Below are 15471 nucleotides of genomic sequence, written 5' to 3'. Positions count from 1 at the left end.
TAAATTGAATTTATATTTTTTTACGTTTTGGTAACACATCAGGATTTTTGATTGGGTTTTCATCCTGTCCATTTAAAGATTTGTCAATTTCTTCTAAATAATCTAGAGTATCATCACCAAAAAATAATAATTCTGGCATTCTACGTAATTGATTTTTAGTTCTTCTTGCCATTTCATAACGAATTGTAGCAGTGTTCGATTGCACACCTTTTACAATTTCGTCTCTTTTATCTGAAGGAAAAATGCTTAAATATACTTTTGCAACTCCCAAATCTGAAGTAACGTGTACTTTAGAAACAGAAATTAAAACTCCCTTCATACCATCTTGTGCTGCTTTTTGTAGCACATCTACCAAATCTTTTTGCAGAACTCCCGCAATTTTTCTTTGTCTGTTTGTTTCTTCCATGCTGCAAATTTACGATATTTTTAGAGAGTGTAAATTTTATTTTTTATAGCATACATAACTAAACCTACTCTATTTTTTACATTTAGTTTTGTAAATAAAGTATCTCTATAACCATCAATTGTTTTTGGGCTCAAATTCATTTCATTTGCAATTTCTTTGTATGTATATTCAGTACAAGCAAGTTTCATAAATTGAATTTCTTTATCTCTAAAAATTATTTCTTCTTCAACAACACCAGTAATCGATTTTACAAGTAAATTTGTAACGTTTTTAGTATGATAAAAACCATTGTCTACAATTTCAATTAATGCTTTTTCTAAAATAGTTTTCTCTGTATCTTTTAATAAATAACCAACTGCACCAGCTTTTAACATTTTTAGCACAGTTTTGTCATCATCTTCAACAGAAAGAGCCATAATATTTACTTTTGGATATGTTTTATGAATCCATTCAGTTGTTTCGATACCATTCATAATTGGCATGTTAATATCCATTAAAACAACCTCTGGAATATTTGATGATGAGTTTGTGAATTTTTCAACCAATTCTTGCCCATTTTTGCAAGTATATAACACTTCAAATTTATCAAAAGTATTCACCATTGTTTGAATTGCCTGAGATAATAATGTGTGATCATCGACAATAACTACTGAATGTTTTATCATAATTTATAATTAATTTCTAGCGTTGTTCCCTTATTTTTTTCTGATGTAAATAAAGCTTCTGCACCAATTAATTTTGCTCTATTTTTAATATTTATCAGTCCTATACCTTCTTTTTTTTCTTCGGATAAAAAACCAACACCATTATCTTTGGCTACAATTTTCAAGTGAGACTCAGTATAACTTAAACAAACACTAAGCTCTGATGCTTTTGAATGTTTAATTGTATTAGAGAAAAACTCCTGTAAAATTCGAAAAATTATAATGGTTGCTTTTTTATCGATATCAATATCAGAACCAGTAATCGTTAAGCTAGATTTTATAAACTCTAAACGATTAAAACGATCTACTTCTAATTGAACAGCTTCTTTTAAATTGATATTGTTGATAGCCTCAGGATTAATTAATTTTGATAATGCACGTACTTCGTTTAATCCTTTTGTAATGGTTTCAGAAACTTCTTTAACGTTTTCTTTGGTAGTATTTTGTAGTTGAATTTTGGCTAAAGTTAAAAGTTGTCCAATATTATCGTGTAATTCCCAACTTATATTTCTAAGAGTTTCTTCTCTTATTTCAATTTGAGTTTCTGCAATTTCTTTCTCAAATTCTTCTTTGGCTAATTTTTGTTGCTTCAGTAATTCGTTTTTTCTTTTTTGAAAAATAGTAAATAATAAAATAATACCTATGGTTACAAATAATATTATTATTGTAAATATGATGATGATGATTTCTGTATTGGTCTTATCCATATTAAACTAACTATAAATATAAGGTGCATAATTATAACTACCGCAGATAAAAGTGTAAAAAGCAACCTATCATATAAACCAAACAAATATTGTAATGAGAAAAAAGGAACACTTGCAAGATAATAAATTAAAAAACCAACTGTTAACCAAAAAGGTAACACTTTTTTATAATTCATTATCTTACTAGAATTTAATAATTTTTGTAAATATAAAAACATAAATGGTACTACAAAAAAAGGTAAAATTATTACAGTATATTTCTGAAGTACAACGTATTTAAAACTAATAAAATAAATTATATAATAAATTATAGAAAGAACTATTATAATTTTTTTTGATTTTGTGCTTGTGTTTAGAAAATAATAAACACCTATTAAAGATGAAAATTCAAAGAAGGTATAAATATTATATACCCAATAGTTATTATTTCCTTTTACAAGCATTCCAAGTGTTTCAAATAAAACAGCAAATACTAAAAAAGCAATAAAGAAGTAATAATAAGTTTTTTTAAATTTAGGGAAGTACCTTAGACTTAAAATTATACTTAAGATTTCAATAACAAAAACGATATCTCCAAACTTTAAATCATTCATTTTTAATGGGGTGGTGGTACTATTTGTATTCTATTTGCAGAAGAGCTTTCCAAATCTTGTATAGTTGTTGAGAATGATAAAAAACCACTCTTTTGAACATTCTTATTAGCTCTAACTTGTTCTAAAAATTGAGATATTTCAACAGGCTTCCCATTTTTGGAATACAAAGGTTCAAATGCAACATCTATTTTACCATTAATTTTAGTTGTTGGTGTAAAAATTAATGTACTTCTATTTTGATATTTTTCTATTTTATATTTCTTAGGATATTGAGTTGGATATATTCTAAAACCAGTTACAGGAATATTTTTTTCTTTAGAAATTCTTTCTATGTAAGCTATATATTGTTTTAAATCATCAATATTATACCAATTATATTCTGTTGATATAGAGTCTTTTCCTTTAGATTTCTTATTAATATATTTATTCAACTCTTTTTTTGCACCATTATCATAAGCATCCATCATATCAGCCATATCGTTATAAGTGATTACCTGAGATGGTTTTTCATTATTAGGGTAACAAGATTCATTTCCATCATCTGTGTGGTTACATTCAGTTTTACATGAATAAGCAAATAATAGTATTGTTAATAAAGAAAATAATTTAGTTAATTGTAGTTTCATTTTACAAACATTTAATTTTATAAAGACTAAAGTACAATATAATTAACTAATTCATAAACCTATACGTAGAAAAGGGTGTTTTTCCCCTTTACTTTTAGGGTTTTATACTTGTAATTATATGAAGAAACAGTTGCATCTTTGAAATAAGAAAAAAGGAAAATCTCGAAAGGGAAAATTGCTAAAAAACATCTTTATATTTAAAGGTGTTTTTTTAGTTTATATTAAAATTGAACAAAAAATGATTTAAAATAAAAAATCTCAAAACATATAACTGTTTTGAGATTTTTTATTTTAAAACTTTTTGATATATCAATCAGCTAATATAATAGCTTTGTTATCCTTTAATTCTAATGTTCCTGAATTTATCTCTAATGTTAAAACATTATCGTCATCAATATGAGGAATTAATTTACCATGTAAATCATCTAACTCAAAATGTTGTTGAGAATGAACATGAACTTTAACAACTCCTTCTCTTAAAATAGAAATAATTGGTGCATGATTGTTCAACATTTGAAAATCTCCATCAACTCCTGGAACTGTAATAGAATCCACTTCAGATGAGAACAAAATAGCCTCTGGTGTTACAATTTCTAAAAACATATTTTTTATAGTTTTTAATATGTAGTTTTAAGAATCAGACAAAAACTGAAACTGCAAACTATATACAAATTTTAAGCTTCTGCTAACATTTTTTCACCAGCATCAATTGCATCTTGAATTGATCCTCTTAAGTTAAATGCTGCTTCAGGATATTTATCTAACTCACCATCCATAATCATATTAAAGCCTTTAATAGTATCTTTAATATCTACTAAAACACCTGGTATACCAGTAAATTGTTCAGCAACATGGAAAGGTTGAGATAAGAAACGTTGTACACGTCTTGCTCTATGAACTACTAATTTATCTTCTTCAGATAATTCTTCCATCCCTAAAATAGCAATAATATCTTGTAATTCTTTATAACGTTGTAAAATTTCTTTTACAGCAGTTGCAGTATTGTAATGTTCTGCACCTAAAATTTCAGCAGATAAAATTCTTGAAGTAGAATCTAAAGGATCTACTGCAGGATAAATACCTAATTCTGCAATTTTACGAGATAAAACTGTTGTTGCATCTAAATGCGCAAACGTTGTTGCTGGTGCAGGATCTGTTAAATCATCTGCAGGTACATAAACTGCTTGTACAGATGTAATAGAACCTTTTTTAGTTGATGTAATACGTTCTTGCATTGCACCCATTTCTGTAGCTAGGGTTGGTTGATAACCTACTGCAGATGGCATACGTCCTAAAAGTGCAGATACCTCTGAACCTGCTTGTGTAAATCTAAAAATATTATCCACAAAGAAAAGTACATCTTTTCCTTGTGCTTCTCCAGCTCCATCTCTAAAATACTCAGCAATAGTTAAACCAGATAATGCAACTCTTGCACGTGCTCCAGGTGGCTCATTCATTTGTCCAAAAACAAATGTTGCTTTAGATGCTCTCATTCCAGGCTTATCAACTTTAGATAAATCCCATCCTCCTTCTTCCATAGAATGCATAAAGTCATCACCATATTTGATAATTCCAGACTCTAACATTTCACGAAGTAAATCATTTCCTTCACGAGTTCTTTCTCCAACTCCAGCAAAAACAGATAAACCTCCATGACCTTTTGCGATGTTGTTAATCAATTCTTGAATTAGAACTGTTTTTCCAACTCCTGCTCCACCAAATAAACCAATTTTACCTCCTTTTGCGTAAGGTTCAATTAGATCGATTACTTTAATCCCAGTAAATAATACTTCTGTAGATACTGATAAGTCTTCAAACTTAGGTGCTGATCTATGAATTGGCAAACCATCTTTACCTTCTTTTTTTAAATTTCCAAGACCATCAATGGCATCTCCAGTAACATTAAATAGACGTCCATAAATATCATTTCCTATTGGCATTTGAATTGGACTTCCTGTAGCGTAAACTTCTGTTCCTCTACTTAATCCATCAGTTGCATCCATAGAAATAGTTCTAACAGTATCTTCACCAATGTGTTGTTGTACTTCTAAAACTAAAATTGAACCATCTGCTTTTTTTATCTCTAAAGAATCATAAATTTTAGGAAGTTCATTATTTTCAGTATTGAATTCAACATCAATAACTGGCCCAATTATTTGAGAAACTTTACCTGTGGTTGTAGACATTTTGTATCTAATTAAATTATTGTTAATAATAGGAAATAACACTCTTATTTTGAAGGTGCAAAGTTACTTTTTTAGATTGGATTTAAAAAACATTCTTTACAAAAAAAACTCTGCTCAAATTGAGCAGAGTTTTTAATAATTTACAGGTAGTTAAAACTATTCGTTTAATTTTATAACTACTCTTCTATTTTTAGCTCTTCCATCAGCAGTAGCATTAGTTGCTGTAGGATTAGTCTCTCCAAAACCAACTGTTTCTAATTTGCTAGCAGCCATACCTTTTTTAACTAAATAAGTTTTTACAGACTCTGCTCTTCTTTCAGATAAATATTTGTTATAACCAGTTGTTCCAACACTATCTGTATAACCTTCAATAACATATATAATGTTTTCTGTAGAATTAATTAAATCATATACCATATCTAATTTTTTAGCAGCAGCATCTTTAATTACGGCTCTATCAAAATCAAATAAAATACCTTTTGTGTATTCTGATAACATTGCTAAGGTATCAGCAGATGTTAGTTCTGGACATCCTGAATTAGATGCTGGACCAGCTTCGTTGATACATTTATCATCTTTATCTAAAACTCCATCTCCATCAGTATCTGGCCAAGGACATCCATTGTTTGCAGCTGGACCTGAAGTAGAAGGACATTTATCGTCTTTATCTACAACTCCATCTCCATCTGAATCTGGACAACCTTTGTTCGCTTTTGTTCCTTTTTCACTAGGACACATATCATCTTTATCAGCAACACCATCACCATCAGCATCAGGACAACCATTCATAGCTGCTAAACCAGCTACATAAGGACAAGCATCTTCAGAATCCTTAATTCCGTCGTTATCTGCATCCGGACATCCATTAAACTCTACTAAACCAGCTTCGTTTGGACATTCATCATTCTTGTCATATACTCCATCTCCATCAGTGTCTTTACCTCCAAATTTAATAACTAAACCTAAAGTAGATTGATAGTGTGCTCTAACTTTATCAGAAAAACCTTTTAAAGTACCTGTTTGAAAACTTAAACCTAAATTATCATTAAACCAAGTGTTAAAACCCATACCAACATTTAGCATTCCTTCGCCTTGAGAATCTGCAGATGCATAAGCACCACCTAAATACACAAAAGGATCAAACCAACCAGTTTCTCCAATTAAATTATTCACATCATACTTAACATTAGCTCCAATATTGTAATACATAAAATCCGAGTCATCTTTACTTCTAAGTGTTTCAATCTTACTCAAAGATCCAGCTAACTGTAAAGTAAACCCTTTATCCAAATACTTCTCTCCAGTTATCCTAGATATAGATGGTAAAAAATTCCAATCACTATTTCCAAGTAAGTCTTTAACTTGATCGCTAAAATCATCACTTCCGTAGAAATCTATAATATTTACTCCAAAACTAACAGCCCAAGGGTTGTTTTCATCCTGTGCGTTTACGTTGCTAACCGCTACAAACGCAAATAAAGCTATCACAGCTATTTTTAATCGTTTCATTATCAAATTTTTAAATTAAAAGTTCGTTATTTTAATACGCAAAAGTAAAGTCTTCTTTCGTATTAACAAAGACAAATCTACGAAATATTAATATAAAAACAAGTTTTTATTAATTCTAAATTACTTTTAACTCCTTACCTACCTCAATAAACGCAGCAATCGCTTTATCTAAATGCTCTTTTGTATGAGCTGCTGACAATTGCACTCTTATTCTAGCTTTTTCTTTTGGAACTACTGGAAAAAAGAAACCAATTACGTAAATACCTTTTTCTAATAATTTGTTTGCCATTGTTTGAGATAATTTTGCATCATATAGCATAACAGGCACAATAGCTGCATCTGCACCCACCAAATCAAACCCGGCCTTTTCCATTTCTGTTCTAAAGTAATTAGTATTCCATTCTAATTGATCTCTTAAAGTTGTGTCATTTGCAATTAAATCGAAAACTTTTAAAGAGGCACCAACTATTGCTGGCGCTAATGAATTTGAAAACAAATATGGCCTTGAACGTTGACGTAAAATTTCAATAATTTCTTTTTTACCTGTAGTATAACCACCCATTGCTCCACCTAAAGCTTTCCCTAAAGTTCCAGTAACAATATCAACTCTATCCATTACATTTTTTAACTCTACAGTACCTCTTCCTGTTTTACCAATAAAGCCAGTTGCATGGCATTCATCAACCATCACTAAAGCATCGTATTTATCTGCTAAATCGCAAATTTCATCTAATTTAGCTACGATTCCATCCATAGAAAAAACACCATCTGTTACAATTAATTTAAAACGATGATTATTTTTATTTGCTTCAATTAATTGTTCTTCAAGAGAAGCCATATCATTGTTATTATATCTATAACGTCCTGCTTTACATAAACGAACACCATCAATAATAGAAGCGTGATTTAGACTATCAGAAATAATGGCATCATCTTTTGTTAATAAGGGTTCAAAAATCCCTCCATTAGCATCAAAACAAGCAGCATATAAAATGGTATCGTCTGTTGTGTAAAATTCTGCAATTTTCTCTTCTAATTGCTTATGGATATCTTGTGTTCCGCAAATAAAACGAACTGAAGACATTCCAAATCCATGCGTATCTAACGTATCTTTTGCAGCTTGAATTACTTCTGGATGGTTAGACAATCCTAAATAATTGTTAGCACAAAAGTTTATAACTTCTTCTCCTGTTGAAATTTTTATAATCGCATCTTGCGAAGATGTTATAATTCTTTCAGATTTATACAAACCTGCTTCTTTTATTTCTTGAAGTTCTTTTGTTAAGGTATCTTTAATTTTTCCGTACATTTTTTATCGATTTAAGAAATACAAAGTTACAAAGTTTAATTTTTCTGCTTATACTTCAACAACATCTATTTCTTGATTTATATAAATTAATAATTTTTTAATCACTTTAAAACCCATCGACTTTAAAACTCTTTCATATTTTAAGATTTGTTGATGATGGTCATTTGATGGGCTTCCTGTCTTATAATCAATAATTACAACTTGATTATCATCATTAAAAACTAATCGATCAGGAATTAAAATTTGATTATCTACATCTACAATTTCTCTTTCATTATAGATTGTTACATCATCTGAAAAATATCTCTTTAACTTTTGATGATTAATAACTGCATAAATCTTATCTTTTATTTCTTTGGATTGCTCCTCATTCATAAAACCCTGTTGATGAAATTGAGCAACAACATTATCAATATTTTCTATTGTGATAATTTTGGATAAAATTTCGTGAATTAAATTCCCGAAATTAATAGCCTCTCCTTGAGTTGTGTCCCATAATTTAGAAGCGCCAGCCAATAAAACAACATTGTGTTCTTGCCAAGGTGTAGAAATAAATTTCTCATGAATTTCTGCTACAGATTTCAATTCTGCTCTTTTACTTGCTCTTTTTTTATCACCAAAAGAATATGCTAACAAATCATCATCCCAAAGATTTAATTGTTTTAAATAGTTGATAAAAACGCCCGAATAAAAATTGGTATTTTCTTCTCCTTTTGATGAGATTTTATTTTCGGTAATCACATGCAATTGCTCTACAGCCCTAGTTAAAGAAACATATAATAAATTAAAATTATCTAATTCCATTTCTTCTCTTTGCTGATTATAAATTTGCAAACCCCTATTATTTACATGACTCAACTCCTTATTATAAGGAAGCAATAATTCTTTAAAATTATCGTAGTTTTCTGGCAATTCATTTACCCAAACTTTTGGATTGATTTGTCGATAAATATCTACATCACAAGGAAAAATTACCACAGGAAATTCCAACCCTTTCGATTTATGAATTGTCATTATTTGAACTGCATTTGCACTTTCTGGAGCAACAATACTCAAACTATTTTTTTTGATTTCCCAAAAATCTAAAAAATCGCTAACATCAATATTTTTTCTTTGTTTTTCTAAAACAACATCTAAAAAGAACTGAACATAAGCATCAGAAGAATTTACAAGATTAAAACCTCTAATAATTTCTTCAATTTTTTCATAAAATGGTATTTGATGAAAGGTTAAAATATCAAAAGAAATTCCGTAAGATTTTAAAGCTTCAAAAATGGTTTTGTTATCGGATTTTGCAAATTCATTTAAAAAAATATGTTTTGGTCTTTCAATTTGTAAATGTTGATGTAAAAAATATAACATTTCAAATCGTGTTTCCTCATCATTCGGATTTTGTAACACTTTTAGAACATCAACAATAAAACAAACTTTTGGGCTATTTTGTAACAACAAAGTTTCTGATGAAATAATATCGATGCCATTTTCTGATAGATAATTAGCAATCGCAACTCCATCCGCTCTTTTTCTTGTTAAAATGCATATTTCACCTAATGAAAAATGCTCTTTTAATTCATGTATTTTTTCTAAAACTTTCTTCGGATATTTTACTTTTTCATCTTCCTTTTCTTCTTCTTTATCCAAAAATGAAAGTGAAACAAATCCGCCTTTTTTAGCATTTTCAAATTGCGTATTCCCTTCTAAAAACAAGTTTTTATAAGATTCGTTCTCAATAAAATTTGCAGTGTGTTTAAAAAATGAATTATTAAAGTTGATGACCTCAGAATAACTCCTAAAGTTGGTTTCTAAACTTCTAATTTCTTTAGAAATTGCGAAGGGATTTTCTTTGCTAGAGCCTAACTCAATAAACTGTTCTGCCTTTCCTCCTCTCCATCTATAAATTGCTTGTTTTCCATCGCCAACTAATAACAAATTACCATTTTCTTGGGCTAATGCATTATCAATTAACGGAATTAAATTTCGCCATTGCAACATAGATGTATCTTGCATTTCATCAATAAAATAATGCTGAAAACGCTGTCCAATTCGTTCATAAATAAAAGGAGCTGGTTGTTCTTTGATATTGTCAGAAATTAACTGATTAAACTCTGCATTTAATCTAATATTATTTTCTTCTTTTATCGTTTCTAATTCAATGTTGATATTATTTAAAACCGCTAATGGAATTATATTTTTCAAGGTTAATTTATTCATCAAAAACTGACTATAAATCACTTTTGATTTTTCAAATAAATTAATAATTTCTGGAACAATACTTTCTATACTTTGTGCAATAGCATCTGTGGTAGATTTAGAATAATACTGATGAGAATCAATTGCTTTTTGAATGGTTTCACTTCGTGTTAAATACGTGAAATTAAAACCCTTAAAATTTATATCTGCAAAGAATTTCGGAATCGTTGCTCGCATAAAATCTTTATGTTCCAAATCGTGACTTGCAATTAAACCCAAACAATCTTCACCAACTTTTTTAAATTCGATTTTTAATTCCTTTTGATGTAAAAAAAGCTTCGACTTTAAATTGGTAAAGTCCTCTAAACTCTTTTTTGATAATTCTCTGAAATGCTTAATATCATCTTCATTTAAAAGAATTCTAGCAAAATCATTTAAATCTCTAGAAATATCCCAAGATTTATCATCATCAGTTTTATCTAAAGAATAATCGATTAATAATTTTGTGAGTTTTTTATCAGTTCCGATTTTGGAAATTAAAACATCTACAGCTTCATTTAGCAGAGAAATTGCATCCATTTCAACCTCAAAGTTGAGCGATAATCCTAAATCGTGAGCAAAACTTTTAATTATTTTGTGCGTAAAACTATCAATCGTAGTTATTGAAAAAGCTGAGTAATTTTGTAAAATAGCACTCAAAATTCTCTTACTTCTTTGCTGAATTATTTCTTTCTCAAGATTAGCTTCTTTGATTATTAAAAATAATAAATCATTCTCTTTTTCATCAGCAAAATCTTCTAAATTAGCGAGAACTCGCTCTTTCATTTCACCAGCAGCTTTGTTGGTAAACGTAATTGCCAAAACTTTCTGAAACGTAAAAACATCATTAGAACTTAATAAAACTTTTAAGAATTCTTTTACTAATGTGAATGTTTTTCCACTTCCTGCAGAAGCATTGTAAACTTGAAAAGTTGAGGATTGTTGCACAGCGTTATTTTTAAGACTCGAATTGCACGAATTTACGCAAATAAACTTAAAATTTTGACACAGATTTCACGGATTTTCACTGATAAATGATAAAGGTGAGGAAAATTATTACGCAGAGTTACACAGAGTTTTTTCACAGAGATTTACAGAGAAAAAAAAGCCAACAGAGTTTTACTTAAATAAATTCTGACACAGATTTCACGGATTTTCACTGATACATATCAAAATTATTACGCAGAGTTTCACAGAGTTTTTCGCAGAGAATTACAGAGAAAAAAAGCTCACAGAGTTTTACTCAAAAAAAAAAATAAAAATAAAAAAATTTCACTGATTTTCACTAATAGAAATCAACAAAAGACACACAGAAAAAAACATAAGAGTATTTCTTCCCTTTGGGAAGATTAAGATGGGCTTTTCTATCCTAAACCAACATCCAAAGACATCATTACAATAAAACCACCAATAAAACCAAGTGTAGCAATATCTGTATATTTATCTCTTTGTGTTTCTGGAATTACTTCTTCAACAACCACAAAAATCATTGCACCAGCAGCAAATGCCAAAGCATAAGGTAAAATTGGCGTAAAAAACGATACTGCTAAAGCTCCTAAAACTGCTGCAATTGGCTCTACAATTGCAGATAATTGACCATACCAAAAACTTTTTAGCCTGCTAACTCCTTGTCTTCTTAAAGGCATTGCTACAGCAAAACCTTCAGGAAAATTCTGAATTCCAATTCCGATTGCTAAAGAAATGGCAGCAATAATCATTTCTGTTTGCTCAACCCCAACCAACGTTGATGCTGCTCCAAAAAGCACACCAACAGCTAAACCTTCAGGAATATTGTGTAACGTAATTGCCAAAACTAATAATGTAGATCTGTGTAATTCTGTTTTTACGCCTTCTGCCTCGTTTTTTTCGAAATTGATATGTAAATGTGGTAAAATTTTATCCATTCCAAAGAGCGATAATGCTCCTAAACCAAAACCAATTGCTGCTGGTAAAACTTTTATAAAGCCTTCTCCAGGACTGTTTTCAATTGCTGGCGATAATAAACTCCAAAAACTTGCTGCAACCATTACTCCTCCAGTAAAACCTAGCATTCCATCTAAAACTGCTCTATTTAATTTCCTAAAAAAGAACACTAATGCAGCTCCTAAAGCTGTTAACCCCCAAGTAAAAAGTGAGGCATATAATGCAGCCCAAATTGGATTTTCTTTTGCATAATCTACTAATTGATCGAATGTACTCATAACTTTTTTATGTATAAATTATTGGCAATTTTATTTGAGATTGATAATTTTTTCCCATCAATTTCTATGGATAAAGAATCATCAAAATCTTCTTTTTCTAATACTTTTATTTGTTTTCCTAAAGTGATACCTTTTTTATCTAAAAATTGTAAAAATTCTGATGAGGAATCATCAACACCAACACAAACACCAGATTCTTTTTTTAATAAAGTTGATAATAAAATCTTATCAATTTTACTTAAATTTCCATCTTTGTCAGGAATTGGATCTCCATGAGGATCGTATTTTGGAAATCCCAAAAGCACATCTAATTGATTAATTAATTTAGCTGACTTTATATGCTCTAATTGTTCTGCAACTTCATGCACTTCATCCCAAGAAAAATTTAATTTTTGCACTAAAAAAACCTCCCAAAGTCTGTGTTTCCTAACAATATTTGCAGCAGTTTTTAAACCTAATTCTGTTAAGGTAACTCCTTGGTATTTTTTATATAAAACAACTTTCTTATCAGATAATTTTTTAACCATATCTGTAACAGAGGATGCCTTTGTTGCTAAACTTTTTGCAATGGCATTGGTACTAATTCCCTTTTTAGAATCTGTCTCTAAATGATAAATTGCTTTTAAATAATTTTCTTCAGAAAGTGTAAACATTCAACTATTTTTTGACAAGACAAATATATACTTTTTATTTATATAAAATAATTTTTAGTCTTGTCTAAATATTTAATTATATTTGTCGAAATTTTAATTAAAAAAATGAAATATCTTATATTGTTTGGCTTTCTATTTTTATCAACCTTAAGTTTCACACAGACAATTAGTGGAAAAATTAGCGCTAAAAACGGAGAGGAAATTCCGTATGCAAATGTGTATTTGAAGCAAACAAAAATGGGAACTTCAACGAATGAAAACGGTTTTTATGAATTAAAAAATGTGCCAAAAGATAAGTATACATTAGTAGTTAGCAGTATTGGTTATCGAACAAAAACTATTAAAATTAATGTTCTAAATGATAAAAACATCCTCCAAAACATTACCTTATTAGATGATAATTCTTTAGATGAAATTGTGGTTTCTGGAACATTAAGACCCGTATCAAAAACAAATAGTCCTGTTCCTGTAGAAGTTTATAGTGAAACATTTTTCAGAAAAAACCCCACACCTTCTATTTTTGAATCATTACAAAATGTAAATGGAGTTAGACCTCAACTAAATTGTAATGTGTGCAATACTGGAGATATTCATATAAATGGTTTAGAAGGTCCTTACACATTTGTTTTAATTGATGGAATGCCAATAGTAAGTGGTCTTTCCACTGTGTATGGTTTAACAGGAATTCCACAGGCTTTAATAGAAAGAGTGGAAATTGTAAAAGGACCTGCATCTACTTTATATGGTTCAGAAGCTGTTGGTGGCATCATAAATATCATCACAAAAAAACCTACAAACGCACCAAAATTAACCACAGATACTTTTACAAGTTCTTGGGGAGAAGTAAATTTAGATGTGGGTTTACGTTATAAAGCATCCCATAAAATTGATGGACTTTTAGGAGTCAATTATTTCAATTTTCAAAATAGAATTGATAATAATGAAGATAATTTTACAGATTTAACGCTACAAAATAGAATTTCACTTTTTAATAAAATAAATATTGCAAGAAAAAGCAATAAAGTTTTCACAATTGCTGGGAGATATGTGTATGAAGATAGATGGGGAGGAGAATTAGATTGGGAAAGAGAATTTAGAGGTGGAAATCAAATTTATGGCGAAAGCATTTACACAAATCGTTGGGAAACTTTTGGAACTTACGAATTGCTAACTACAGAAAATTTAAGTTTTCAATTTAGTGCAAATGGACATTACCAAAATTCTTTTTATGGAGAAACTTCTTATAATGCAGAACAAATCATTGGTTTTGGTCAGCTGGTTTACAACAAACAATTGGGCAAAAATCACGACCTATTACTAGGTGCAGCATACAGATATACTTTTTATGATGATAACACTTTTGCTACTTTAGGTGATGATGGCATAGAAAACAGCCCATCAATAATTCATTTACCAGGAATTTTTGCACAAGATGAAATCAGTATAACTGACAGAAAAAAATTACTTTTAGGAGTTAGATGGGATCATAATAGTTTGCATGGAAATATATTTTCGCCAAGAGTAAATTACAAATGGAATTCTAAAGATAATTCTAATATTGTTAGACTAAGTGCAGGAAATGGTTTTAGAGTTGCCAATGTTTTTACAGAAGATCATGCAGCTTTAACTGGTGCAAGAGAAGTTGAATTTGATGGTGATTTAGATCCAGAAACTTCTTGGAATGCAAACATAAATTATGTAAAAAAAATAAATACAGAAAATGCTTTTATCACTTTAGATGGAAGTGCTTTTTACACCTATTTTAATAACAGAATTTTACCTGATTATGAAACTGATCCTAGTAAAATTATCTATGCAAATTTAGATGGTTTTTCGGTTTCAAAAGGAATTTCTTTAAACGCAGATCTATTATTTACAAATGGCCTAGCTATAAATACTGGTGCAACTTTAATGAAAGTTTCTGTAACAGAAAACAATGTAAAAACTCAACAATTATTAACAGAAAGTTTTAGTGGAGTTTGGTCTATTTCATATCGTTTTGAGAAAAATTTTGCAATCGATTATACAGGAAATGTGTATGGTCCAATGCGTTTACCTTTATTAGGAGAAAATGATGTTAGAGCTGAAAAATCCCCTTGGTTTAGCATTCAAAACATTCAATTAAGTAAAAAATTTAGCAATAGTTGGGAAGTTTATGGAGGTGTAAAAAATTTACTAAATTTTACACCAGCTGCAAATAGCATTAATAACGCTAACAATCCATTTGATGTTGGTATTGATACTAACGCAAACCCAGAACTGGCTTTCGACCCAAGTTATGTATATGCTTCCAACCAAGGCATTAGAGCCTTTGCAGGTTTAAGATACACACTTTTTTAATTAAAAAA

At 29.5% G+C, this 15471-nt stretch carries 13 protein-coding genes; 1 reads left to right on the top strand and 12 read right to left on the bottom strand.

The features are described 5' to 3' along the window. Window positions 1–10: 10 nt before the first annotated feature. From rbfA to LPB03_RS13355, 12 genes are all read right to left on the bottom strand, one after another. Window positions 11–406 (bottom strand): 30S ribosome-binding factor RbfA, encoded by a 396-nt coding sequence (rbfA, locus tag LPB03_RS13410; protein ID WP_065320161.1) that lies wholly within the window; start codon window positions 404–406, stop codon window positions 11–13. Window positions 407–426: 20 nt separating this feature from the next. Further along, on the bottom strand, window positions 427–1071 hold the full coding sequence (locus LPB03_RS13405) for a response regulator transcription factor (protein WP_065320160.1): 645 nt from the start codon (window positions 1069–1071) through the stop codon (window positions 427–429). After that, window positions 1068–1817 carry a sensor histidine kinase gene (locus LPB03_RS13400; RefSeq protein WP_065320159.1) on the bottom strand — a complete coding sequence of 250 codons (750 nt, stop codon included), beginning with the start codon at window positions 1815–1817 and terminating at the stop codon, window positions 1068–1070. The genes LPB03_RS13405 and LPB03_RS13400 overlap by 4 nt, the downstream gene beginning before the upstream one ends. Beyond that, the gene (locus LPB03_RS13395; RefSeq protein ID WP_065320158.1) at window positions 1772–2410 is read right to left on the bottom strand and encodes a hypothetical protein; all 639 of its coding nucleotides are present in this window, start codon (window positions 2408–2410) and stop codon (window positions 1772–1774) included. Before LPB03_RS13395 ends, LPB03_RS13400 begins: the two co-directional genes overlap by 46 nt. A 2-nt stretch (window positions 2411–2412) precedes the next feature. After that, window positions 2413–3036, bottom strand: coding sequence for a hypothetical protein (locus LPB03_RS13390; protein ID WP_065320157.1), 624 nt, complete (start codon window positions 3034–3036; stop codon window positions 2413–2415). A 309-nt stretch (window positions 3037–3345) separates the two neighbouring features. Beyond that, window positions 3346–3639 (bottom strand): FoF1 ATP synthase subunit delta/epsilon, encoded by a 294-nt coding sequence (locus tag LPB03_RS13385; protein ID WP_065320093.1) that lies wholly within the window; start codon window positions 3637–3639, stop codon window positions 3346–3348. A 71-nt stretch (window positions 3640–3710) separates the two neighbouring features. Next, the gene (gene atpD / locus LPB03_RS13380) at window positions 3711–5222 is read right to left on the bottom strand and encodes a F0F1 ATP synthase subunit beta (RefSeq protein WP_065320156.1); all 1512 of its coding nucleotides are present in this window, start codon (window positions 5220–5222) and stop codon (window positions 3711–3713) included. A 156-nt stretch (window positions 5223–5378) separates the two neighbouring features. Then, the gene (locus LPB03_RS13375) at window positions 5379–6731 is read right to left on the bottom strand and encodes an OmpA family protein (RefSeq protein WP_065320092.1); all 1353 of its coding nucleotides are present in this window, start codon (window positions 6729–6731) and stop codon (window positions 5379–5381) included. Between the two features lie 115 nt (window positions 6732–6846). Beyond that, window positions 6847–8040 (bottom strand): glycine C-acetyltransferase, encoded by a 1194-nt coding sequence (kbl, locus tag LPB03_RS13370; RefSeq protein WP_065320091.1) that lies wholly within the window; start codon window positions 8038–8040, stop codon window positions 6847–6849. A 48-nt stretch (window positions 8041–8088) separates the two neighbouring features. Next, window positions 8089–11217, bottom strand: a complete 3129-nt coding sequence (locus LPB03_RS13365) for a UvrD-helicase domain-containing protein (RefSeq protein ID WP_065320090.1) — start codon at window positions 11215–11217, stop codon at window positions 8089–8091. Window positions 11218–11633: 416 nt separating this feature from the next. Beyond that, entirely contained in the window at window positions 11634–12470 is an 837-nt protein-coding gene (locus LPB03_RS13360) for a ZIP family metal transporter (protein ID WP_065320089.1), read from the bottom strand. Further along, a complete protein-coding gene (locus LPB03_RS13355; protein WP_065320088.1) occupies window positions 12467–13123 on the bottom strand; it encodes a metal-dependent transcriptional regulator in 657 nt (218 codons plus the stop codon). Before LPB03_RS13355 ends, LPB03_RS13360 begins: the two co-directional genes overlap by 4 nt. A 105-nt stretch (window positions 13124–13228) precedes the next feature. On the opposite strand from LPB03_RS13355, the gene LPB03_RS13350 reads away from it, so the two are divergent. Further along, window positions 13229–15463 (top strand): TonB-dependent receptor, encoded by a 2235-nt coding sequence (locus LPB03_RS13350; RefSeq protein ID WP_065320155.1) that lies wholly within the window; start codon window positions 13229–13231, stop codon window positions 15461–15463. The last annotated feature ends 8 nt before the right edge of the window (window positions 15464–15471 follow it).

Origin of the sequence: Polaribacter vadi (assembly GCF_001761365.1) — a bacterium.
Lineage (GTDB): Bacteria > Bacteroidota > Bacteroidia > Flavobacteriales > Flavobacteriaceae > Polaribacter > Polaribacter vadi.
Note: the sequence above shows the minus strand (reverse complement) of the source record. Positions and strands in the feature narration are given on the sequence as shown.